The sequence below is a fragment of the Bradyrhizobium sp. BR 1432 genome, from assembly GCF_051547705.1.
Lineage (GTDB): Bacteria > Pseudomonadota > Alphaproteobacteria > Rhizobiales > Xanthobacteraceae > Bradyrhizobium > Bradyrhizobium zhanjiangense.
In genome coordinates, this window is sequence record NZ_JBPUGF010000003.1 from 5,049,161 (window position 1) to 5,070,802 (window position 21,642).

Below are 21,642 nucleotides of genomic sequence, written 5' to 3' on the forward strand. Positions count from 1 at the left end.
CTCAATTTCGTCAGGCCAGCCGCGCGGGAAAGCGCGACTTCCACGTCCGCAGCCCGTTCTCCTCGAACATGATGCGCGAACAGCGATGTCCCTGCTGTTCCAGCGCGGCGATCAGCTGGTAGCGTTCGAACGGACGTACGAAGAACAGGAAGTAACCGCCGCCGCCGGCGCCCAGCAGCTTGCCGCCGACCGCGCCGTGCTGTTTGGCGAAATCGTAGATCGCATCGATCTCGTCCGACGAGATCTTCGAGCTCAGCTTGCGCTTGGCGTGCCAGGCCTCGTCGATCAGCCGGCCGCATTCCAAGAGCTGGCCGCGCAGCAGATGCCGCCGGATGTGGCGCGTCACTTCCTTCTGCTTGGCAGCCGCGGCGACGGCGTCGCTGGTCTCGTGCTGGGCCTTCTGGTCGCGGTGAATGGCGCCGGAATCGCGGCCCGAGCCGGTGTAGCAGAGCACCAGGCTCTCTTCGAGCTCGGCGATGATGTTGGGATCGAGCCGAAGCGGCACGATGGTGTTCTGATCGGAGAAGAACTCCATGTGATTGAAGCCGCCGAACACGGTGGCGTACTGATCCTGCCAGCCGCCGGGGATGTTGAGCATGAGCCGCTCGGCCTGGAACGCCATCTCCGCGATCTCGTGGCGGTCCCACTGATCCCCACGGAATTCGTTGAAGCAGCCGATGATCGCGGACGAGACCACCGCCGAGCCGCCGAGGCCGGAGCCGACCGGGAAGTCGGCTGACACTTCGAGCTCGAATCCGTAAGTCGGCTTGATCAGGCGCACGACCGACTTGATCAGCGCGAGATCTCCGTCCGTTCCGAGCTCTGCGAGATTGTCGGCCTCCACGGTGCGACGGAAGTCGTGCGAGTAGATCCGGATGCTGGGATCGCTCCGGCGCCGCAGCGTCGCGTGAGCGTACATCTTGATCGTGGCGTTGATGACCGCGCCGCCGTCATTCGCCACGAAGTAGTGCGTCAGGTCGGTGCCGCCGCCGGAGAAGCTGATCCGCACCGGCGAGCGGGCGCGCGCGAACACCTCGCTCTCTTCCGACAGGTCGAACAGCTCGCGGCTGAACACGTCGACCAGCCGTCCCTCGCCATCGAGGATCGGCACCACGTGCACGCGCTGGTCGAGCAGCTTGAGGATCTGCTCGCGCGGCCCGCCGGTCCGCGCCCAGACGAAGTTGCGGTTGATGCAACTCGCAACCCGGTCCTGGATCGTGGTGCCGGTCAGCATGCGCCTGCGGATGTCGCCGTCCGTCACCGCGCCGACGATTCGTCCGCTCGCGTCTTGCGCGAACAGGATACCGAGCATGTTCGCATTCAGGCGCCGGAAAGCTTCCTCAATGGTCTCGGTTTCGGCGATGGTGACGAGGGTTCGTTCAAGCACGTTTTGGGATCCGGGAAGGGCCAATTTCAGGCCATATCGTTACAGGGTGGTAATACGGGAGCGGCTGGGGCGATGCAAGGTTCCTGCGTCCGGGGGCATTACGCCAAAATGGCACGCGTCAAGCGCTTCGGCCGCACAGTGGCCGATTTACATTGGCCGCAGCTTTTATGGAAGGCTTCCGTAGCGGGGCCACACGAAATGGACGTGATTGGAATCAACTCGGGGATCGGATCAAGTACGGGCATCACGATGGTGCGCGGTGCTGCTGCGACGGCGAGTTGATCTCGGCCGCGGAGGAAATGCGCATCACGCATCCAGGGCGCTAATTGCGGACGCCAATCCGCTCTACAGTCGCCTGATCGGTGAGTTCGCGAAAGCGACCTCGCTGTCGAAGTCAGTTGAAGTCAGCGCTCGTCCGCGATCACCTTGCCGTCGTTCGGCAGCACACCGGGGCTGACCAGCTCGACGTTGCCGCCGAGCTTCGTCACGGCACGCAAGGTGCCGGCGATCTCCTCGCGCAACGTGTCACTCGCGGCCGTCGTTTCCGCTTTCAGCGTCATTGCGTCGGTCTCGCCCTGGCGCGTGACGACGAGGCGTAGTCGTCCGAGCACGGAATGGCGCTTGCCGATCTCGGCGACCTGCTCGGGCCGGACGAACATACCCTTGACCTTGGTGGTCTGGTCGGCGCGGCCCATCCATCCCTTGATGCGCATGTTGGTGCGTCCGCACGGGCTGATGCCCGGCAGTGTCGCGGTGAGGTCGCCGAGCGCGAGCCGGATCCAGGGATGGTGCGGGTCGAGCGAGGTGACGACGATCTCGCCGACATCGCCCGGCGCAACCGGGTCCCCGGTGCCGGGCTTGACGATCTCCATGATCAGGTCCTCGTTCACGACCATGCCCTCACGGGCCTCGGTCTCGAAGGCGATCAGGCCGAGATCGGCGGTGCCGAATGCCTGGTAGGCGTCGATGCCGCGCGCCTTGATCTCGGCCTGGAGCGAGGGCGGAAACGCCGCACCCGAGACCAGGGCGCGCTTGATCGAGGAGACGTCACGGCCGGCGCTTGCTGCGGCATCGAGCAGGATCTTCAGGAAATCCGGCGTGCCGCTGTAGCCGACCGGCCGGTAAGCCTCGATCAGCTCGAACTGCTGTTCGGTATTGCCGGGACCCGCCGGGATCACGGCGCAACCGAGCGCGCGTGCCGATGCATCGAAGATGAAGCCGCCAGGGGTAAGGTGGTAGCTGAAGGTGTTGAGCACGATGTCATCGGGGCGGAACCCGGCTGCGAACAGCGCCCGTGCGCCGCGCCAGGGGTCGGCCTGGCGTCCCTCCGGCTCGAAAATGGGCCCAGGGGAGGTGAAGAGGCGGGCGAACGACCCCGGCGCGGCCGCCACGAAGCCGCCGAAGGGCGTAGAGGCCTTGTGCAGCGCCGGCAATTCCGACTTGCGCAGCACCGGCAGGCCCGCCAGCGCCTCTCTCGACCTCACCGAGGCAGGGTCGAGGCCCCTCAGCCGCTCGGCATAGGCTGGAGCGGCCATCGCGCCGCGCAGGACCTCCGGCAGCCGGGAAAACAGCTCGGCCTCGCGCGCGCCCTGGTCGCGCGTCTCGAGGGCGTCGTAATGGGCGGTCATGGCTGATCTTTCCGGGTTGGCATGGTCCGTTGCACGCCGCCGCCGGCATCGGTATCAGACGGCCATTGGCGAGGCTTGAAGAGGACCCGATGGCGGACGAAGGAATTATTGCGGCGAACGAGGCGGCGGACGTCGTCGCGCGCCTGAAGCGCCGCATGATCGAGGAGGCGCTGCCGCTGTGGTCGAGCGTCGGCTGGGATCACACCACGGGCGGTTTCATCGACCGGCTGCACCGCGACGGCACGGCGGACGTGGCCGCGCCGCGGCGCGTGTTCGTGCAGGCGCGCCAAATCTACTGCTACGCCAAGGCCGCGCAGATGGGCTGGTACCCCGAGGGGCGCGCCATCGCGCTGAAGGGGTTGGAGCATCTGCTGGCCAAAGCGAAGGCGCCTGACGGCCGGCCCGGCTATGTGCACCGGCTGACGCCGGAAGGGACGGTGCTGGATGCGCGGCGCGATGCGTACGATCACGCCTTCATCCTGTTTGCCCTCGCGACGGTCTACGCGCTCGACCAGGATGCGCAGGTCCGCGCCGAGATGGACGCGCTGCTTGCCTTCCTCGACGGCCATCTGCGCTCGCCGCATGGTGGCGTCCACGAAGGCCTTCCGGTCTCGCTGCCGCGCCGGCAGAACCCGCACATGCATCTGTTCGAGGCAATGATCGCTTGCTTCGACGCCACGCACGATCTGTCTTTCCAGAACCGCGCCGGCGAGTTCTTTGCGCTGTTCCTCGCCAATCTCTATGACAAGCGGAAGTGCGTGCTCGGCGAGTATTTCGAGGAGGACTGGTCGAAGATCGAGCCGGTCAGCGTCGAGCCGGGTCACCAGGCGGAATGGGTCTGGCTCCTGAAGGGTTTCGAGCGCATCACGGGATGCCCGACAGGGCAGCGGCGCGCCGAACTGCTGGCGACCTCGCTGCGCTACCGCGACGAGGCCACGGGCTGCCTGATCGACGTGGGCGATGACGCCGGCAACGTCTGCCGCAGCACGCGTCGGCTGTGGCCGCAGACTGAGATCGCGAAGGCGTGGATCGCGCAAGCCGAGTCCGGCGAGGCGGGCGCGGCGGATGAAGCGCGCGTAGCGCTGGCGAGGCTCGAACGGCATTATCTCAGCCATCCCGTGAAGGGCGGCTGGTACGATCAGTTCGACCGCGACGGCAAATCGCTGATCGACACCATTCCTGCGTCGTCGTTCTATCATGTTCTCTGCGCAGTCACGGAAGCGGAACAGGTGCTGGGCTAGGCTCGTTGCGGATCACAGCCAGCGCTTGCGCCGCTTGAAGCTCTTGAGGTTCTTGAAGCTCTTGCGCTGGTCGCCGGCGCCGCCGAGGTAGAATTCCTTGACGTCCTCGTTGTCGCGCAATTCGTCCGCGGTGCCGTCGAGCACGACTTTGCCTTGCTCCATGATGTAGCCGTGACTCGCCACCGAGAGTGCGGCGCGCGCGTTCTGCTCGACCAGCAGGATGGTGACGCCGAGGTCGCGGTTGATCTTCTGGATGATCGAGAACACCTCCTTCACCAGCAGCGGCGACAGCCCCATGGACGGCTCGTCCATCAAGATCATCTTCGGACGCGCCATCAGCGCGCGGCCGATCGCCAGCATCTGCTGCTCGCCGCCGGAGAGATAACCGGCAAGGCCGGTGCGTTCCTTCAGGCGCGGGAAGTAGTTGAAGACCATGTCGAGGTCGGCATCGACCTCGCGGTCCCTGCGCGTGAAGGCGCCGAGCCTGAGGTTCTCCAGCGAGGTCATGTCGGCGACGATGCGCCGGCCCTCCATCACCTGGAAGATGCCGCGGCGCACGATCTTGTCGGGATCGATGCCGTTGATGCGGTCGCCCTCGAACAGGATCTCGCCACGCGTAACCTCGCCGTCCTCGGTCTTGAGCAGGCCCGAGATCGCCTTCAGCGTCGTCGACTTGCCGGCGCCGTTGGCGCCTAACAGCGCCACGATCGCGCCCTTGGGCACATCGAGGCTGAGCCCGCGCAGCACCAGGATGACGTCGTCATAGACGACTTCAATGTTGCGCACGCTGAGGAGGGGCGGGGCGGGCACGATGCTGTGATTGGGGCGCGTTGCTTCGGCGGTCTGGGTCATGCTTCATAACTCTCCACTGTCGTCGCCCGGCTTGACCGGGCGACCCAGTATTCCAGAGACGCCGAAGTTTCACGGATATGCTGCGGCGTACTGGATCCCCCGCTCCAGTGCGCGTTGCGCACAAGGCGGGGGATGACGATGGTGCGTGAGGCGAGCCGCGGGCTCACCACCCCAGCAATTCCGGCTTGCGCGGTAGTTCGACGGTCTTGACCTTCTCGAGCTTGATCGTGCCCTTGGCCATGAGGTCGTTGAGGTCGCCGTCAGTCGCACCTGAGACCTTGGTGCGATAGAGATCGACCTTCAGCGTGCCGCGGTGATCCTTGTCGGTCCAGGTCGAGGGATTGCAGACGCCGTCCATACCGGCCGGCACCCAGTCCTTCTTCTGGTAGAAGCCCTTGGCGACGTTCTCCCCGGTGGCGCCGCCGTTCTTGGCGGCCCAATCGAGCGCTTCTTTCATGTACAGCGCCGAGCAGACAGCCGCGACGTAGTGCACGGGGCGATAGACCTTGCCGGTGGGATCGGACATCTTGGAGATCTCCATCAGGGTCTTCATGCCGGGCGCATCGCCGCCCCAGCTCACAGCGGTGCGCAACGGGAAGATCACGCCGTTCGCAGCATCGCCCGCGGTCTTGGCGGCGTTCTCGTCCATGCCCCAGACATTGCCGAGGAACTGGACCTCGACGCCCGCGGTCTTGCAGGCCTTCATCACCGAGATGTTGGAGGCCGCGGTGTTGCCGAGATAGGCGTAGTTGGCGCCCGAAGATTTCAGGCTGAGGCACTGCGCGCTGTAGTCACCCGGCGAGAGCGCGAACACCAGCGGAGGCAGCACCTCGAAGCCGAGCTCCTGTGCCATGGCTTCGCCGGCGGCCTTCGGCGCGTTCGGATAGGGATGGTTGGCGCCCATGTGCACGAATTTCGGCTTGCCGGACTTGCCCTTGGCCTTCCAATCCTCGGCCGCCCACATCAGCATCGCGCGCAGCGAATCCGAATAGCTCGGGCCATAGAAGAAATTGTAAGGAGCAGGCTTGGCCTTGCCGCTGACGCCTTCGGGATCGGTCAGCGCGGCGGCATAGGAGCCGGACATGTCGGGAATCTTGTCCTGTGCGAGGAAGCCGGTTAGTGCCTCGGTGTCCGCGGTGCCCCAGCCCATGATCGCAGCGACTTTCGAGTCCGGCGCCGACCACTTCTTGTAGAGCGCGATCGCCCGCGGCACCTGGTAGCCATAGTCGTTGGTGTCGACGTTGAGCTGCTTGCCGCCGACGCCGCCGTTCTTGTTGACCCAGGCGAAGGTATCGGCGACCGCCTGTCCATAGGGCGTGCCGACGTCGGAGGTGCCGCCGGAATAATCGGCAAGATGTCCGAGCGCGATCTGCGCCTGCGCGCTTGCCGAGAATGCGGCGATCGCAAGCGCGAGTGATGCGGTGCTCAAAAGGGACTTCATCGTCATGGGGTCGGTTCCTCCTGTTATTGTTTAAGTGAAGTTTCCGCGCTCAATGCGAGAACGGGTAGAGTTTCCAATAAGCCTTGATCTGCCGCCAGCGATGCGCGAGCCCATCGGGCTCGAACATCAGGAACGCGATGATGATCACCCCGATCGCGATCTCGCGCAGGAAGGTGATGTTGGTGTTGAGCGAGAGCGCCTTGTCGATCGCGCCGCCCTTCAAATGCAGACTGAGGAATTCCATCGATTCCGGCAACAGCACCACGAAGGCGGTTCCCATCAGCGTGCCCATGATCGAGCCGGTGCCGCCGATGATGATCATGGCCAGGAACAGGATCGAGCGCTCGATGCCGAAACCTTCCTGGGAGACCACGAGCTGGTAATGCGCATGAGCGCACCGGCGATGCCGGCGAAGAACGCGGCGAGGCCGAACGACAGCGTGCGGTACTTGGTGAGGTTGATGCCCATGATCTCCGCGGAGAGATAATGGTCGCGAATCGCCACCAGCGCGCGGCCGTCCCGCGTGCGCATCAGATTGGTGACGAGGATGTAGCTCGCCAGCACATAGGCCAGCACCACGTAGAAATACTGCCTGTCGCCGCGCAGCGTGTAGCCCAGAATCGAGAACGGCTCGGCGCTCGCCGGCACCGATCCGCCCGAGAACCATTCGGCGCGCGAGAAGAAGTCGAGCAGGATGTATTGCGCGGCCAGCGTCGCGATGACGAGATAGAGCCCCTTCAGCCGCGCCGCCGGAATGCCGAAGATCAGCCCGACCAGCGCGGTGACGATGCCGGCGAGCGGGATTGCGAAGAACACCGGAATCGGCGCGTTGTTGGAGATATAGGCCGAGGTGAAGGCGCCGAGCAGGAAGAACGCGGCGTGGCCGATCGAGATCTGGCCGGTGAAGCCGACCAGGATATTGAGGCCCAACGCCGCGATCGAGAAGATGCCGATCTGGATCAAAATGCTGAGCCAGTAGCCGCTGAAGAATTGCGGTGCGAGGCACAGCAGCAGCACGCCGGCGATCGCAAAATTGCGGCTGGTCGTGGTCGGGAAGATCGTGGTGTCCGCGGCGTAAGTGGTGCGGAAATCACCAGCGGGGATGAGGGCAGCGCCGGCCATGGGTTAGATCCGCTCGATGTCGTGGGTGCCGAACAGGCCGTAGGGCTTGATCATCAGCACGATGATGAGGACGTAGAACGGCGCGATCTCGTAGAGATTGCCCCAGTGCAGGTACTCGCTGTCGACATATTGCGCGATGTTTTCGAGTAGCCCGATGATGATGCCGCCGAGCACGGCGCCGCCGACGGAATCGAGCCCGCCGAGGATCGCCGCCGGAAACACTTTTATGCCGTACGCCGCAAGGCCCGAGGACACGCCGTTCACGACTGCAACGACGACGCCGGCGACGGCCGACACCGTCGCCGAGATTGCCCAGGCCATCGCGAACACGCTTTTCACGGAAATGCCGAGCGACTGCGCGACCTGCTGGTTGAATGCGGTGGCCCGCATCGCAAGGCCATATTTGGAGGCGCGGAAGAACCATGCCATGCCGATCATCATCGCGACCGACACCACGAGGCTCATGACGTAGACGGTCTGGATCTGGAGGCCGAACAGGCTGACCGATTGGCTCTCGAACACGCGCGGGAATGGCTGCGGATTGACGCCGAACATCCATTTCAGCGTCGCCTGGAGCACGGTGGAGAGACCGATCGTCACCATGATCACCGAGATGATGGGCTCGCCGATCATCGGTCGCAGGATCAAGACCTGGACCGCGATACCGAACACGAACATGAACACCAGCGTGATCGGCATGCCGATCCAGAACGGCACCTGGTATTTCGCCAACAGCGCCCAGCATACCCATGCGCCGACCAGCAGCAGCTCGCCTTGCGCAAAATTGACGACCTGCGTCGCCTTGTAGATGAGCACGAATGACATCGCGACCACACCGTAGAGCGTGCCGACCACGAGGCCGTTGACCAGGAGCTGGAAGAGGAAGGCGGTGTTCATGCAGATATGCTCGCTGACAAATCCGGCGCGCTCTTCCCCTCTCCCCTTGTGGGAGAGGGTGGCTTCGCGAAGCGAAGACGGGTGAGGGGTCGTCTCGGCAGCAACGGTGTGGAGAGAGGACCCCTCACCCGAGTGAGGGTGTGGTTGGCTGCGGAGATGCCCTCTCCCACAAGGGGAGAGGGCGCATCGGTAGACTGTTTCACTCCGCAGCCTCCGCCATGTGCCCATGTCCGTCCAGGTCCACCACGCGCAACGTCGTGCGCACGCGCTGCGTGGTGCCGTCCTGGAAGCGGATCACGGTGTCGACGGGGATGTCAGCATCGCCGCGGTAGATGGCGTCGATGATCCCTGCGTATTTCTCGTTGATGACCCCGCGCCGCACCTTGCGGGTGCGGGTGAGCTCGCCGTCGTCGGCATCCAGCTCCTTGTAGAGCAGCAGGAAGCGTGAGATGCGCTGGGCAGGCGGCAGCGTGGCGTTGACGGTCTCGACCTCCTTCTGAAGCAGCGCGTAGACCTCAGGCCGCGAGGCAAGGTCGCTGTAGGTCGTGAACGAGAGTCGGTTCTTCTCCGCCCATTTCGAGATGATGGAGTAGCGGATGCAGATCATGGCGGCGAGCGCGTCGCGGCCGGCGCCCAGCACCACGGCCTCCGCGATATAGGGCGAGAACTTCAGCTTGTTCTCGATGAACTGCGGCGAGAAGCGCTCGCCGCGCGAGGTCTCGGCGAGATCCTTGATGCGGTCGATGACGACGAGCTGACCGTTGTCATTGAAATAGCCGGCATCGCCGGAACACATCCAGCCATCCTTGATGTCGGCGACGCTGGCCTCGGGGTTCTTGTAATAGCCGAGGAACATGTTGGGGTGCCGCACCACGATCTCGCCGACACCATGAACGTCGGCACTGTCGATCCGGATCTCGACGCTGTCGGCCATCGGTACGCCTGTCGTGTCAGGATCGACCTTGCCCTCGGGATGCAGCGTATAGGCCCCTAATAGCTCGGTCTGGCCGTAGAGCGTGCGCAGCGGCACGCCCATCGCCTGGAAGAATTTGAAGGTATCAGGGCCGAGCGCCGCGCCGCCGGTTGCCGCCGAGCGCAGGCGGGTGAAACCGAGCCGGTCGCGCAGCGCGCGGAACAGGATCGCATCGGCAAAACCCGAGCGCTTGCCCTGCGCGAGTGCGGCCAGTCCCGATTTCATTCCGACGTCGAACAGGCGCTGCTTCAACGGCGTAGCGTCCATCACCTTGGCGCGGACATCAGCGGCGATCGATTCCCAGACGCGCGGCGCGAACAGTACGAACGTCGGCGCGATCTCGCGCAGATCGTTCATCATCGTATCGGGCTCTTCGACGAAGTTGATCTTCATCCGGCACAACAGGCCTTTGCCGAGCACGTAAACCTGTTCCATGATCCAGGGCAGCGGCAGCACCGAGACGTACTCGTCCTCAGGTCCCTTCGGATCGAAGGCGAGATAGGTCGCGCAATGGCCGAGCACGCGCCCGGCGGCGAGCATCGCGAGCTTCGGGTGTGAGGTGGTGCCCGACGTCGTGCAGAGGATCGCGACGTCCTCGCCGTTGGTTGCATCCACGAGCCGGTCGTAAAGCTCCGGCTCCCGAGCGGCCCGCGCGCGGCCGAGCTCGGCGAATTTTTCCGCCGACATCAGCCTGGGATCGTCATATTTCCGCATGCCGCGCGGATCGGAATAGATGATGTGCTTCAACTTCGGCACGCGCTCGGCAAGCGCGAGCAGCTTGTCGACCTGCTCCTCGTCCTCGGCGAAGACGAGCCGTGCCTCGCCATAGGTCAGGAGATAGGCGGCTTCCTCATCCAGCACGTCGCGATAGAGCCCGAGGCTCAGCCCGCCAACGGCATGGGTCGCGACTTCCGCCGCGACCCAGTCCGGCCGGTTGTCGCCGATGATGCCGATGACGTCGCCGCGGCCGAGGCCAAGCTCGACGAGCCCGAGCGCGAAGTCGCGCACCCGCATCTGGTAGTCGTTCCAGGTGAACAGGCGCCAGAGCCCGAGATCCTTCTCGCGCAGCGCGATCTCGCTGCCATGCTCCTTCGCGTTGAGCCGGAGCATCTTGGGATAGGTGTCGGCCTGCGCAACGCGTCCTGCGTAATCCATCATGCCGCGCTCTCCTGCGCCGGCGGGGCGTCGTCCGGATCGACCAGCACCTCGTCTTCCTCACCAAGGTAGGCGCGTTTGACGTGGGGATCGGCGAGGACCGCCGCGGGATCGCCCTCGGCGATCTTCTTGCCGAAATCCAGCACCATGACGCGGTGGGAGATGTCCATCACCACGCCCATGTCGTGCTCGATCATCACCACCGTCATCCCGAACTCCTCGTTGAGATCGACGATGTAGCGGGCCATGTCCTCTTTCTCCTCGAAGTTCATGCCGGCCATCGGCTCGTCGAGGAGGATGAGGCGAGGCTCCAGCGCCATGGCGCGGGCGAGCTCCACGCGCTTGCGCAGGCCGTAGGAGAGGGTGCCGGCGGTGGCTTTTCGCACCGATTGGAGATCGAGGAAGTCGATGATCTCCTCGACCTTGCGGCGGTGCTCGAGCTCCTCCTTGCGCGCGCCGGTGAGCCAGTACAGCGAACCCGTGAGGAAATTGTTCTTCAGCAGGTGATGGCGGCCGACCATGATGTTGTCGAGCACGCTCATATGGTGGAACAGCGCCAGATTCTGGAAGGTGCGGCCGATGCCGAGCGAGGCGCGGGCAGTCGGCGTCAAACCGGTGATGTCGCGGCCCTGGTAGAAGAGCTGGCCTTCAGTCGGCTTGTAGCGACCGGAAATACAGTTCACGATCGAGGTCTTGCCGGCGCCGTTGGGGCCGATGATCGAGAACAGCTCGCCTTCCCTGATGGCGAAGCTGACATCGGTCAGCGCACGGACGCCACCGAATCGCAAGGACACGCCGCGCACTTCGAGACTAGCCACAAACAAATCCCTCCCGGTGATGGCGCATTCACTGGCGCTCTTCATCCGTTGTTTTCGAGCGATCCTAGTACGGTCGTCCCGGTGAGGCCATGCAGCCATTGGTCTCGACCGGACCCCGCGCCGCCTTCGTTCCCATCAGGGATCAAAAGCCGCATCGCCCAAGGTGGCTCTCAATACGGGAAAGCGCTATTTTGAAATGTCTTCGGCCTGACAATTCGGTGACAAAGTTTTTCGGGCGGGCGCGGCGTCCATCTTTCGTCGGATGGCAGCCGAGGTGATCATGTTGCAGTGCAACAGAAGCGCGGAGTGACGAAACGGTGCGGCTGGCCTCTCCATCATGATTTCAGAGGATCATCTGAAGCGCATCGCCGCCTGGTCGCGCGAACTCACGGAGGCCGAGATCGAGGTCGCACGCGCCGGAGTCAGCGAGCGGTCCTACGGCACCGGCGAGACCGTGTTCATGCGCGGCGACAGCTTCGACTATTGGGCCGGCATGGTCTTTGGCCTCGCCCGGATGGGCGGCGTGTCGCGCGACGGCAAGGAGACCAGTCTTGCCGGGCTGACGGCAGGCGCCTGGTTCGGCGAAGGCAGCGTGCTCAAGAACGAGCCGCGACGCTACGACGTGGTCGCGCTGCGCGACAGCCGGGTTGCGCTGATGGAACGCAGCGCCTTCATGTGGCTGTTCGAGAACAGCGTCGGCTTCAACCGCTTCCTGGTCCGCCAGCTCAACGAGCGGCTTGGCCAGTTCATCGGCATGCTCGAGGTCAACCGCACGCTCGACGCCACCGCCCGCCTTGCCCGCAGCATCGCCTCGCTGTTCAACCCGATCCTCTATCCCGAATCGACCGCGCATCTGGAAATCACCCAGGAGGAGATCGGCGCGCTCTCCGGCATGTCCCGCCAGAACGCCAACCGCGCGCTGAACCGGCTGGAGAAAGAGGGGCTGCTGCGGCTGGAATATGGCGGCGTCACCATCCTCGCTATCGAGCGGCTGCGCAGTTACGGGGATTAGCGCGCATTTGCGGGGGCGTGCACCGGCCAGAGGTCGGCGCGCCATCGGATCGCGATCGCCAGCATCGCGATGATGCCTGCGGCGGCATAAAGCGATCCCGTCGCGGAATAGCCGATGACATCGATCAGGCTGCCGGCCGCGAGCAGTCCGAGCGGCAGGCCGTAGATCACCATCATGCGGACGCCCATGACGCGACCGCGCAGATGTGCGCTCGCCGTCCGCATCAGGATCACGGCTGCCGAGATCATCGACATGCTCTGCGCAATACCGGCGAGCACGAGGCAGGCCATCGCCACCGGCATGGTCCTGATCTCGACGAACACCAGCAGCATGGCATACCAGGCCAGCGTCGCGCCGATCAAAAGCCGGGCAATGCGCAATCCGCTGACCAGGCTGAGCGTGATGGAGCCGGTCAGCGAGCCGACGGCGAAGCTCGCCGAGAGATAGCCGAGGCCGGTCTGGTCGGTCTGAAATATCTCCCGCGCGATGTAGGGCAGCAATCCTCCGGTGAAAGGAAATGCGGTGAGATTGGCCAGGAACGCGACGCACAGCGCCGCGCGCATTCCCGGGCCATTCCAGGCGTAGACGATCCCCTCCTTGAGGTCGCCAAATAAGCGAGAAACGGCGTGGCTGTTGGCCGGGAGATCGCTCGTGGTGAGGGTCCTTTTCGGGCGGGTCAGGCAGAGCATGAGCAGCGCAGCCACGAGGTAGAGGCAGGCGATCGCCACATAAACGAGGCCGATGCCGAGGAGGGCGAACAGTCCGGCGCCCGTCAATGCTCCGGCGATGCGGGCGCTGTCCTGGGTGGTGCGCGCAACGCTGATGGCGCCGACCAGTTGCTCGGCCGGCATGATCTCGGCAAGCAGCGCCCCCCGGACGCCGAGGTCGGAGGGGCGAATCAGGCCCATGATCGCGACGATGATCATGACGCTCAGCGGCGACAAATGACCGGTCAACGCCAGAACCATGATGGTCGACGAGAGCACCGTGTAGGCAAGACGCATCGCGACCAGCAGGTCGCGATGACCCATGCGGTCGCCGATCATACCGAATACCGGCGCGACCAGGGTCCCGACGAACTGGAGCGATGCAAGCACGGTGAGCAGCAGTACCGAGCCGGTTTCGACCAGGATGTACCAGCCGAGCACCAGCGTCTCGACCTCGAACGCCCAGGAGGTGAGCAGGTCGGACGGCCACTGGAAGCGATAGTTGCGGATGCGGAATGGCGCGAGCGCGGAAGGTCGTGCGGATGCGCTCAAGATGCGATGACGGGTTTCACGGCGATTCCCTGCCCTCTTTTATTTGTTCTTCTGTTTGGAAGGGTAGCCCCGGCGATGGCCCTGTCAATTGACGCTACCGCATGCCACCATGCTTTGCTGACGACGTGCGGTGCGCCAGTGCGCCCGCAGCATGCTTCGTCGCCCATACTGAGAGGTAGGCTACCGCCGCTTGCTCTTCCGGCGCGCAGAGCCCATTCTGGTCTGCATCCTGGGACCCATTCGGTAGGGGCCAGTAGATTGCACCATCGCGGCTTCCGCGAGGTCTTGAGCCATGAACTGCTCGGGTTGTGGTTTCGAGGTTCAGAGCGGCTTTGCCTTCTGCCCAAAGTGCGGCACGAAGCAGCCGAGCGCGTGCCCCGGCTGCGGCTTTCCATGTGCACCGGATTTTGTCTACTGCCCGAAATGCGGCTCCCTCATCAGCGGGGCCACCAACGACGGCGGACAGGCATCGGCGCAGACGAGCCCGGCGACACTCCCAATCAGATCGTCTTCGCCACCGCTCCTGCAGACGGCTCAACACGCATTTCGACCGCAACCGGACAACGTCGATAGCGAAGCAAACCGCCGCACCATAACCGTGCTGTTTGCCGACCTCAGCGGCTTCACTGCGATGAGCGAGCGGCTCGACCCAGAGGTCATGCAGACGCTTCAGAACCAGTTGTTCGAGGAGTTGACGGCCGCGGTGCAGAGCTTTGGCGGTTTCGTGGACAAGTTCATCGGCGATGCGCTGCTCGCGCTGTTTGGTGCGCCGACTGCGCACGAGGACGACCCCGAGCGGGCGGTCCGCGCTGCCCTCGACATGATCAGCCGGACGGCGCGCCTCAGCGAGCGCGCGAAGGCCTATGCCGGTTCACCGTTGCAGCTCCATGTCGGCATCAACACCGGCCACGTCGTCGCGGGTGGGTTAGGCGTGGGAGTTGCCAAATCCTATTCGGTGACCGGCGATACCGTGAATACGGCGCAACGATTGCAGTCGATGGCATCTCCGGACGAGGTGCTGGTCGGGCCGTTGACCCACCGTCTGACGCGGCATGCGTTCTCCTATGATTCGCTCGGAGAGATCTCGCTCAAGGGCAAGATGGGCAGCGTTCTGGTCCATCGTCTGAGGGGACCGCTCGATACGCCCCGCGCGGCACGCGGCCTCGACACGTTGGGCCTCGATGCACCACTGATCGGGCGCGACGCCGAGCTTGCGCGCCTGATCGGCAGCCTTGATCGCGCGTGCGGCGGCGCGGCTCAACTGGTGCGGCTGGTTGGCGAAGCGGGCATTGGGAAAACGCGGCTGGTGAACGAATTCGTCGCCCGCATCCGCGATGAGGATCGCTTCTCAGGCGTGGCGATCCGACGGGCGGTCTGCTCGCCGCTCGGCGAACAGTCCTACGGAGCACTCGCCGCCGTGCTGCGTAGCGCCTATGGCATCGCACAGAAGGCCGGCGCCGCGGAGGCAGAGACGAAGGTTGCGGAAGCGCTATCGGAGCTCGGCCTCGCGGCCGAGGAGGCCGACCGCCTGATGCCTCTCTACTTGCATGTTCTTGGCCTTGGCGATCCCAACGCCGTGCTCAGGCATGTCGAACCGGAACAGCTCCGGCGGCAGATCTTTTTCGCGATCCGTACCGTCTTCGAACGCCGCCTCGCCTTGTCGCCGCTCCTGATCATCGTCGAGGATCTGCATTGGGCCGACGCGGTGTCGCTTGAAGCGTTGCGGTTCCTGATGGACCGGCTGGAGCGGACGCGGCTGATGCTGCTGTTTACACATCGGCCAGCGTTGGTGGATCAGTTCGGTTCGAGCAGGATCAGTCACACGACCATTCGGCTGCCTCCGCTTGGCGATGCTGACGGACGAAGGCTGCTCGCGGCGTATTTCAGTCACGGTTGGCGGGAACCGCCGGGACATTTGTTCACCCGAATCCTCGATCGCGCAGGCGGAAATCCGCTTTTCCTCGAGGAGATCATTCGCGGCCTCATCGAAGGCGGGACCCTGGAGCGTGACGGCGCGCAGTGGCGGATGAAATCGGACGAAGCCGCCGCCGATATTCCAGCAAGCATTCAGGCGTTGTTGCTGGCGCGCCTCGACCGGTTGCCGCATCAGGTGCGCCACGTGGCCCAGGAGGCCGCGGTGATCGGTCCGCGCTTTGATGCGGCTGTTCTCGGTGCGGCAGCAACCGAGCCGGCAAGGGTCGAAGCAGCGCTCGAACTTTTGTGCGACGCCGAGCTCGTCGAGGAGGTCGCGGGCTCGAGCTCGATGACGCTGCGGACCTATCGCTTCACGCAGACTATGCTTCAGGATGTGATCTATCAGAACCTGCTCTTGCAGCGTCGGGTCGAGCTCCATGGACGGATTGGTGCCGCGCTGGAGCGGCTCTATGGCAAAGAGCCCGAGCAGCTCGAAGATCTCATATTGCTCGGGCATCACTTCAGTCTGAGCGCGAGCAAGTCGAGAGGCGCGCGCTATTTGCGCGCGGCCGGCGATCGCGCACGTGCCAGCTATGCCAACGACGATGCCCTCCGTTTCTATCAGCAATCCCTCGCCGTGCTGTCGACCGCCAGCGAACGGGAGCCGGAATGCCTGATCCTGTACGAGCGCGTCGCGGACCTCTGTTGCGTGGCTGGCCGGCGAAGCACAGCCGAGGAACACTATCAGAGCGCGCTGGAGGGGCACCGCACGGCCGGGGACCGTATCGGCGAGGCGCGCATTCTTCGCAAGCTCGGCCGATCGTTGTGGGACGCCGGCAAGCGCGTCAGGGCAGAGGAGCGCTATGCCGAGGCGGCAGAACGGCTCGGCGGGACCGACGCGCCGATCGAGTGGGCGCACCTCCTCCAGGAGCGCGGCCGTCTCGCGTTTCGTGTGGGCGATCACGTCGCCGCCGCGCGGTGGGCCGACGAGGCGCTGGGCCACGCGCGGTCCGTGCCGGCGAACGCGGACGAGCAAGCCGGGTTCGAGGCGGCGCGCGCCACTGCAGAGGCGCTCAACACCAAGGCGGTTGCGCTGGCGCGGCTTGGGCGACACCAGGAGGCGGTGAAGGAGGTGGAGCAAAGTGTCGCGGTAGCCGAGGCCGCCGGCCTCCTCAACGTGGCGTGCCGCGGCTACACCAACCTTGGCGTGCTCTACACGATCGTCGACCCGGCGCAAGCCATGGCGGTTTGCCGGCGCGGCCTCGATGTCGCGAATTGTATCGGCGATCTCGGCTTCCAGGCACGCCTTCTGGCCAACCTTGCCGTCGCCTGTTGCACCTTCACGGACAGATGTACCGAGGAGGGGGTGCCGGCTGCCGAAAAAGCGATCGAGATCGACCGCGCGCTCGATCAGCGCGAGCATCTCCCGGTACCCTTGATCGTGCTCGGGCAGATCCATCAGTGCCACTTCCGCCCCGACATGGCCGCGCGCTGCTACAACGAGGCCATCGAGGTGGCGAGCGAGACCGGCGAGCCGCAGCAGCTGTTTCCATGCTATGATGGTCTTGCGACACTGAACCTTGATCGAGGCGACATGCCCGAGGCCGAGCGGTATTTCGCGCTGGCCCATGATGTCTGCGCCCGGCACGGGCTCGATCCCGCAGGGCTGATCGTACTGCCGTTCCTTGACTAGCCAATGTGAGGGAGTTCAACCATGTCAGACCGTCATGTAGATGGAACACTTCAGCCGGGCGATCGTGCACCGAACATCGTCCTGGACGCCATCACACGCGAAGGAAAGATCGCGCTCGAGGATTATCGCGGGCATAGTCCCATACTGGTGGGACTGTTTCGTGGCCTGCACTGCCCGTTTTGCCGGCGCCATATCGCGGCGCAGGCGCAGCTTGATGGCGCGCTGCGCGGGAAGGGGATCGAAAGTCTCACGGTCGTCAACACGCCGATCGACCGGGCGCGGCTCTATTTCCGCTATCATCCATTGCCCAATCTGCTCGCCGCGTCCGACCCCGATCGGGTCTCGCACCGCGCATTCGGCCTGCCCAATATCGAGTTCACGGAGAACGAAACCGAGTGGCCACGCAAAGTGGGCATGGACGCGGTCATGAGCATGCAAGTGGACATGCCCGGCGAGTTGCCCAGCCCGATGAACCGGCCGGCAGCCGCGGAGTACCTCAACAAGAAGGACGGTTACGAGATGACCGAAGCCGACCAGCGTATGGCGGCAACAGGCACGGGGCAGCTGTTTGGCCAGTTCCTGCTCGACCGGGAAGGGATCGTGCGCTGGACGTTCACCGAGGTTCCCGGCGGCGGCCAGCGCATGTTCGGAGCGCCGAGCCCACAGGAGCTGATGTCGGCCGCCTCGCAGGTGGCAGGCTAAAGCATGATCCGGAAAAGTGCGCAGCGGTTTTCCGAAAAGATCATGCTCAAACAATAACCTAAAGCGCGATGACGATTTATCCTAATCTCATCGCGCTTTAGGCATCTTGGCGATTAACCCGCCACCCTCGGTCGTTTCTCGGCGAGCGCTGCCGCCATCGCCGAGATCAGCGGGCGCATGAAATAATGATCTTCCACCGGCGAGACGTCAGTGCGCAATCCGTGCGCGGCGAGCTCGCCCGAGACCGCCGGGCCGACTGAAGCAATCAGCGTCCGTTCGAGCCCCGCGCGAAGGCGTGCCTCGCTGCCGTGCGCCTTCGCGGCCTCGAACAGTCGGCGGACCTGGCCGAGATTGGTCAGCGCGATGGAATTGATCCGCCCCTCGGCCATGGCGTCGATCGCGGCGACGATGTTGGCATCTGCCGCCTTGGAATCGTAGACATAGGGCAGCACGGTATCGACCTCGGCGCCTTGCGCGGCGAGCGCGCCGGTCAGCGCGCTGTGGTCCTTGTCCGGATAGAGCTGCAGACCAAGACGGTGGCCCTTCAGGTCGAGCCCGCCCAGCATCTCGATCACGCCCTCGGTGGTCGGCTTCTCCGTGGTCTGCCGCGCGTCGAGGCCAACCTCGCGCAGCGCCTTGCCGGGCTTCGGGCCGCGGGTGAATTTTCGCGATTTGGCAAGCGCCGCCACGAGAGCCTGATCGAGCCCACGAGCGACGGCGAGCTTCATGATCCGGCGCAGGCCTTCGCCGGTCATCAACACGAGGTCGTCGAACGGCTTGTCGATGGCGCGGCGGATCCAGGCCTCGACCGGCGCCGGGTCCGGCGCGTCGTGGATGGTGAACATCGGGCACTGCACGACCTCGGCGCCTTGCTCGGCCAGAAGCTTCGCAAACTGCGCCTCCTCGCGCGTTTCCAGGATCAGGATGCGGGTGCCGTTCAAGCGGTCGGCCATGGGCGTGCTCCGGTCAAAAATCGCAATGGTACGTTCATCCTGACTCTGCGCCCGGGATTGGCGCAAGAGTGGGTCGGTGCTAGAGCGGGGCGCAAATCGCGGGTCGTCCCGCTTCGTTTTGCCCAAACCTTCATCAAGAGCCATGCCCGATCATCAATATATCCTGACCCTGTCCTGTCCGGATCGCCCCGGCATCGTCTCGGCGGTGTCGACGTTCCTGGCCCACAACGGGCAGAACATTCTCGACGCCCAGCAGTTCGACGACGTCGAGACCAAGAAGTTCTTCATGCGCGTGGTGTTCACCGCGGCTGATCTCGCCGTGGAACTGTCGGCGCTCCAGACCGGCTTTGCCGCGATCGCCGAGCGTTTCGGCATGGAGTGGCAGATGCGCGACCGCGCCGCGCATCGCAAGGTCATGCTGCTGGTGTCGAAGTCCGACCACTGCCTGGTCGACATCCTCTATCGCTGGCGCACCGGCGAATTGCCGATGATCCCCACCGCGATCGTTTCCAACCATCCGCGCGAGGTTTATGCCGGGCTCGATTTCGGCGGCATTCCGTTCCACCACCTGCCTGTGACCAAGGAGACCAAGCGCGAGCAGGAGGCACAGATCCTAGATCTCGTCGCCAGCACGGGGACCGATCTCGTCGTGCTCGCCCGCTACATGCAGATCCTGTCCGACGATCTCTCGGCAAAACTGTCGGGGCGCTGCATCAACATCCATCACTCGTTTCTGCCGGGCTTCAAGGGCGCAAAACCGTATCACCAGGCCCATGAGCGCGGCGTCAAGCTGATCGGCGCCACCGCGCATTACGTCACGCGCGATCTCGACGAGGGCCCGATCATCGACCAGGACGTTCGAGCGCATCAGCCATCGCGATACGCCGGAGGATCTGGTCCGCAAGGGCCGCGATATCGAGCGACGCGTACTCGCCCGCGCGATCCGCTACCATCTCAACGACCGCGTCATCCTCAACGGCCGCAAGACCGTGGTGTTCGTGGATTAAGGCCTGTTTACAGACAGGATTCCCAAATCAGTAGAAAATTGATTCAAGGCTGAAAATTGGAGATCAGCCTTGATTCGATTGATGTTGAGCGATGCGCAGTGGGAGCGGATTGCGCCGGAATTGTCTGGCAAAGCCGGTGATCCCGGCGGCACCGGGCGTAACAACCGGCTCTTTATCGAAGCAGTTCTTTGGATTGCGCGCACGGGCTCGCCGTGGCGAGATCTGCCGGAAGCGTTCGGCAAGTGGTTCACAGTGTATACGCGCTTCTGGCGCTGGGCGCAGAAGGGGGTCTGGGAGCGGGTCTTCAAAGCTCTCTGTGACGATCCCGATTTCGAATATGTCCTGATCGACGGCACACTCGTCCGGGTCCACCAACATGGCACCGGGGCAAAGGGGACTCAAAATCAGGCCATAGGCCGCTCGCGTGGTGGCCTGACTACCAAAATCATGGCTCTGGTCGACGCACTCGGCAATCTCATTCGCTTCACCCTGCCGCCCGGCCAGCGTCACGACAGCATTGGCGTCGAGCCTTTGATCACTGGCCTCGATTTTGAAGCGCTGATCGGCGACAAGGCCTTCGATAATAACTGGCTGCGCGCCAATCTGAACCAACGCGGCGCCGCAGCGGTCATCCCGTCCAAGGCCGACCGCGCCGGGCGCATCCCGCACGACGCCGAAATGTACAAATGGCGCCACCTGGTCGAGAACTTCTTCTGCCAGCTCAAGGCATTCCGCCGCATCGCAACTCGCTACGAAAAGACAGACGCCTGCTTTGCCGGCCTCCTCAATCTCGTCGCGGCTTTCCTCGCAAACTAGCGACTGTAAACAGGCCTTAGTGCGCTGTCATTTCGGGGCGCCTCAAAGAGGCGAACCCGGAATCTCGAGATTCTCAGGTGCGCAACTGCGTACTATAGTCCGATGCTGACGCATCGCCCCGGAATGACGGCCTACCGCACCGCGTTGCCCGACGTTGTCCCCGTCGCGCCCTTCTGGGCCTGCTCTTCCTTGTCGCGATCAGCCGCGGGCAGCAGCCGCTTGCGTTCGCGCTCCTTCATGTAAGCGTCGTATTGCGGCGTACCCGGTCGCGGCGGGGCGTCGGCCGGCAGGCCACCGGCCCATTGCGGGACGTAGTCGCCCATGCCGGCGGAGAGCTTTTCGTTGACCGTGCCGCAGCCCGCAAGGTTCGAAGCCAGCAGAGCGACGACGGCAGCGATCGAAAGCGAACGGAAACGCATGAGCATCTTCTCACTTCGTGCCCGATCGGGCACGTGTGATGGGGACGCCGAACGGGCGCGAGCGGCGGACTGTAGTCCTCAATAAGCAAAATTGGCCTATTCGAAGACGGATTCTTTTGTATACATGAAGGTATTATAATAGGTTTATTTTGCCCTTGAGAGGGCCATCCTAGCTGGTATGGTATACATAGCGTATTCACAAGCTAGGAGATCAGCCGACATAACCGTGAGGGTTCAACGGCAAAAGCATTCAGGGATGTTCGAATTCTGCAAATGAGAGGCGGAATTCTCCATCACGCTGCCGTGGCGCCCTCTTAGAGTGCCGCATCAAATTCGCGGCAAACTGGCTTGAG

At 64.1% G+C, this 21,642-nt stretch carries 15 protein-coding genes and 2 pseudogenes; 6 read left to right on the forward strand and 11 right to left on the reverse strand.

Annotation, left to right across the window (positions count from 1 at the left end):
* Window positions 1-10: 10 nt before the first annotated feature.
* Both ACSKB8_RS24270 and ACSKB8_RS24275 read right to left on the reverse strand, forming a co-directional pair.
* The gene (locus tag ACSKB8_RS24270) at window positions 11-1,387 is read right to left on the reverse strand and encodes a GHMP family kinase ATP-binding protein (RefSeq protein ID WP_438106901.1); all 1,377 of its coding nucleotides are present in this window, start codon (window positions 1,385-1,387) and stop codon (window positions 11-13) included.
* Between the two features lie 404 nt (window positions 1,388-1,791).
* Window positions 1,792-3,015 (reverse strand): phenylacetate--CoA ligase family protein, encoded by a 1,224-nt coding sequence (locus tag ACSKB8_RS24275; RefSeq protein WP_438106903.1) that lies wholly within the window; start codon window positions 3,013-3,015, stop codon window positions 1,792-1,794.
* An 89-nt stretch (window positions 3,016-3,104) separates the two neighbouring features.
* Here ACSKB8_RS24275 and ACSKB8_RS24280 point away from each other — a divergent pair, with 89 nt between their 5' ends.
* Window positions 3,105-4,256 carry an AGE family epimerase/isomerase gene (locus tag ACSKB8_RS24280; protein WP_438106905.1) on the forward strand — a complete coding sequence of 384 codons (1,152 nt, stop codon included), beginning with the start codon at window positions 3,105-3,107 and terminating at the stop codon, window positions 4,254-4,256.
* A 12-nt stretch (window positions 4,257-4,268) separates the two neighbouring features.
* Here ACSKB8_RS24280 and ACSKB8_RS24285 read toward each other — a convergent pair whose 3' ends face one another.
* From ACSKB8_RS24285 to ACSKB8_RS24310, 6 genes and pseudogenes are all read right to left on the reverse strand, one after another.
* Window positions 4,269-5,108 carry an ABC transporter ATP-binding protein gene (locus tag ACSKB8_RS24285; protein WP_438106906.1) on the reverse strand — a complete coding sequence of 280 codons (840 nt, stop codon included), beginning with the start codon at window positions 5,106-5,108 and terminating at the stop codon, window positions 4,269-4,271.
* Between the two features lie 163 nt (window positions 5,109-5,271).
* Window positions 5,272-6,555 (reverse strand): ABC transporter substrate-binding protein, encoded by a 1,284-nt coding sequence (locus tag ACSKB8_RS24290; protein ID WP_438106908.1) that lies wholly within the window; start codon window positions 6,553-6,555, stop codon window positions 5,272-5,274.
* 43 nt (window positions 6,556-6,598) lie between these two features.
* A pseudogene (locus tag ACSKB8_RS24295) lies at window positions 6,599-7,671 on the reverse strand (branched-chain amino acid ABC transporter permease).
* A 3-nt stretch (window positions 7,672-7,674) separates the two neighbouring features.
* On the reverse strand, window positions 7,675-8,568 hold the full coding sequence (locus ACSKB8_RS24300) for a branched-chain amino acid ABC transporter permease (protein ID WP_438106909.1): 894 nt from the start codon (window positions 8,566-8,568) through the stop codon (window positions 7,675-7,677).
* A 199-nt stretch (window positions 8,569-8,767) separates the two neighbouring features.
* The gene (locus ACSKB8_RS24305; RefSeq protein ID WP_438106911.1) at window positions 8,768-10,699 is read right to left on the reverse strand and encodes a long-chain fatty acid--CoA ligase; all 1,932 of its coding nucleotides are present in this window, start codon (window positions 10,697-10,699) and stop codon (window positions 8,768-8,770) included.
* Complete coding sequence (locus ACSKB8_RS24310; protein WP_438106913.1) at window positions 10,696-11,559, reverse strand: ABC transporter ATP-binding protein; 864 nt, start codon at window positions 11,557-11,559, stop codon at window positions 10,696-10,698. Before ACSKB8_RS24310 ends, ACSKB8_RS24305 begins: the two co-directional genes overlap by 4 nt.
* A 292-nt stretch (window positions 11,560-11,851) precedes the next feature.
* Here ACSKB8_RS24310 and ACSKB8_RS24315 point away from each other — a divergent pair, with 292 nt between their 5' ends.
* Window positions 11,852-12,526, forward strand: a complete 675-nt coding sequence (locus ACSKB8_RS24315) for a Crp/Fnr family transcriptional regulator (protein WP_091891868.1) — start codon at window positions 11,852-11,854, stop codon at window positions 12,524-12,526.
* Here ACSKB8_RS24315 and ACSKB8_RS24320 read toward each other — a convergent pair.
* The gene (locus ACSKB8_RS24320) at window positions 12,523-13,785 is read right to left on the reverse strand and encodes an MFS transporter (RefSeq protein WP_438106915.1); all 1,263 of its coding nucleotides are present in this window, start codon (window positions 13,783-13,785) and stop codon (window positions 12,523-12,525) included. The two genes, ACSKB8_RS24315 and ACSKB8_RS24320, sit on opposite strands and share 4 nt — an antisense overlap.
* Before the next feature lie 292 nt (window positions 13,786-14,077).
* Between ACSKB8_RS24320 and ACSKB8_RS24325 the strand changes: the two genes are divergently transcribed.
* Together ACSKB8_RS24325 and ACSKB8_RS24330 are read left to right on the forward strand one after the other, a co-directional pair.
* A complete protein-coding gene (locus ACSKB8_RS24325) occupies window positions 14,078-17,392 on the forward strand; it encodes an adenylate/guanylate cyclase domain-containing protein (RefSeq protein WP_438106917.1) in 3,315 nt (1,104 codons plus the stop codon).
* 21 nt (window positions 17,393-17,413) lie between these two features.
* Window positions 17,414-18,094: a peroxiredoxin-like family protein gene (locus tag ACSKB8_RS24330; protein WP_091891877.1), complete on the forward strand. Its 681-nt coding sequence runs from the start codon at window positions 17,414-17,416 to the stop codon at window positions 18,092-18,094.
* 113 nt (window positions 18,095-18,207) lie between these two features.
* Here ACSKB8_RS24330 and ACSKB8_RS24335 read toward each other — a convergent pair whose 3' ends face one another.
* Window positions 18,208-19,047 carry a uroporphyrinogen-III synthase gene (locus ACSKB8_RS24335; RefSeq protein ID WP_438106919.1) on the reverse strand — a complete coding sequence of 280 codons (840 nt, stop codon included), beginning with the start codon at window positions 19,045-19,047 and terminating at the stop codon, window positions 18,208-18,210.
* A 142-nt stretch (window positions 19,048-19,189) separates the two neighbouring features.
* Between ACSKB8_RS24335 and purU the strand changes: the two are divergent.
* Window positions 19,190-20,054: pseudogene (gene purU, locus ACSKB8_RS24340) on the forward strand (formyltetrahydrofolate deformylase).
* A gap of 69 nt (window positions 20,055-20,123) precedes the next feature.
* Window positions 20,124-20,870, forward strand: a complete 747-nt coding sequence (locus ACSKB8_RS24345; RefSeq protein WP_438106921.1) for an IS5 family transposase — start codon at window positions 20,124-20,126, stop codon at window positions 20,868-20,870.
* Window positions 20,871-21,001: 131 nt separating this feature from the next.
* On the opposite strand, the gene ACSKB8_RS24350 is transcribed toward ACSKB8_RS24345, so the two are convergent.
* A complete protein-coding gene (locus tag ACSKB8_RS24350; protein WP_438106923.1) occupies window positions 21,002-21,295 on the reverse strand; it encodes a hypothetical protein in 294 nt (97 codons plus the stop codon).
* Window positions 21,296-21,642 lie beyond the last annotated feature (347 nt).

Bases quoted from the DNA above. Each gene is read 5' to 3' on its own strand.
- ACSKB8_RS24275 (WP_438106903.1), bottom strand. From the start codon at position 3,015: ATGACCGCCCATTACGACGCCCTCGAGACGCGCGACCAGGGCGCGCGC.
- ACSKB8_RS24280 (WP_438106905.1), top strand. From the start codon at position 3,105: ATGGCGGACGAAGGAATTATTGCGGCGAACGAGGCGGCGGACGTCGTC.
- ACSKB8_RS24285 (WP_438106906.1), bottom strand. From the start codon at position 5,108: ATGACCCAGACCGCCGAAGCAACGCGCCCCAATCACAGCATCGTGCCC.
- ACSKB8_RS24290 (WP_438106908.1), bottom strand. From the start codon at position 6,555: ATGACGATGAAGTCCCTTTTGAGCACCGCATCACTCGCGCTTGCGATC.
- ACSKB8_RS24300 (WP_438106909.1), bottom strand. From the start codon at position 8,568: ATGAACACCGCCTTCCTCTTCCAGCTCCTGGTCAACGGCCTCGTGGTC.
- ACSKB8_RS24305 (WP_438106911.1), bottom strand. From the start codon at position 10,699: ATGATGGATTACGCAGGACGCGTTGCGCAGGCCGACACCTATCCCAAG.
- ACSKB8_RS24310 (WP_438106913.1), bottom strand. From the start codon at position 11,559: ATGAAGAGCGCCAGTGAATGCGCCATCACCGGGAGGGATTTGTTTGTG.
- ACSKB8_RS24315 (WP_091891868.1), top strand. From the start codon at position 11,852: ATGATTTCAGAGGATCATCTGAAGCGCATCGCCGCCTGGTCGCGCGAA.
- ACSKB8_RS24325 (WP_438106917.1), top strand. From the start codon at position 14,078: ATGAACTGCTCGGGTTGTGGTTTCGAGGTTCAGAGCGGCTTTGCCTTC.
- ACSKB8_RS24330 (WP_091891877.1), top strand. From the start codon at position 17,414: ATGTCAGACCGTCATGTAGATGGAACACTTCAGCCGGGCGATCGTGCA.
- ACSKB8_RS24335 (WP_438106919.1), bottom strand. From the start codon at position 19,047: ATGGCCGACCGCTTGAACGGCACCCGCATCCTGATCCTGGAAACGCGC.
- ACSKB8_RS24350 (WP_438106923.1), bottom strand. From the start codon at position 21,295: ATGCTCATGCGTTTCCGTTCGCTTTCGATCGCTGCCGTCGTCGCTCTG.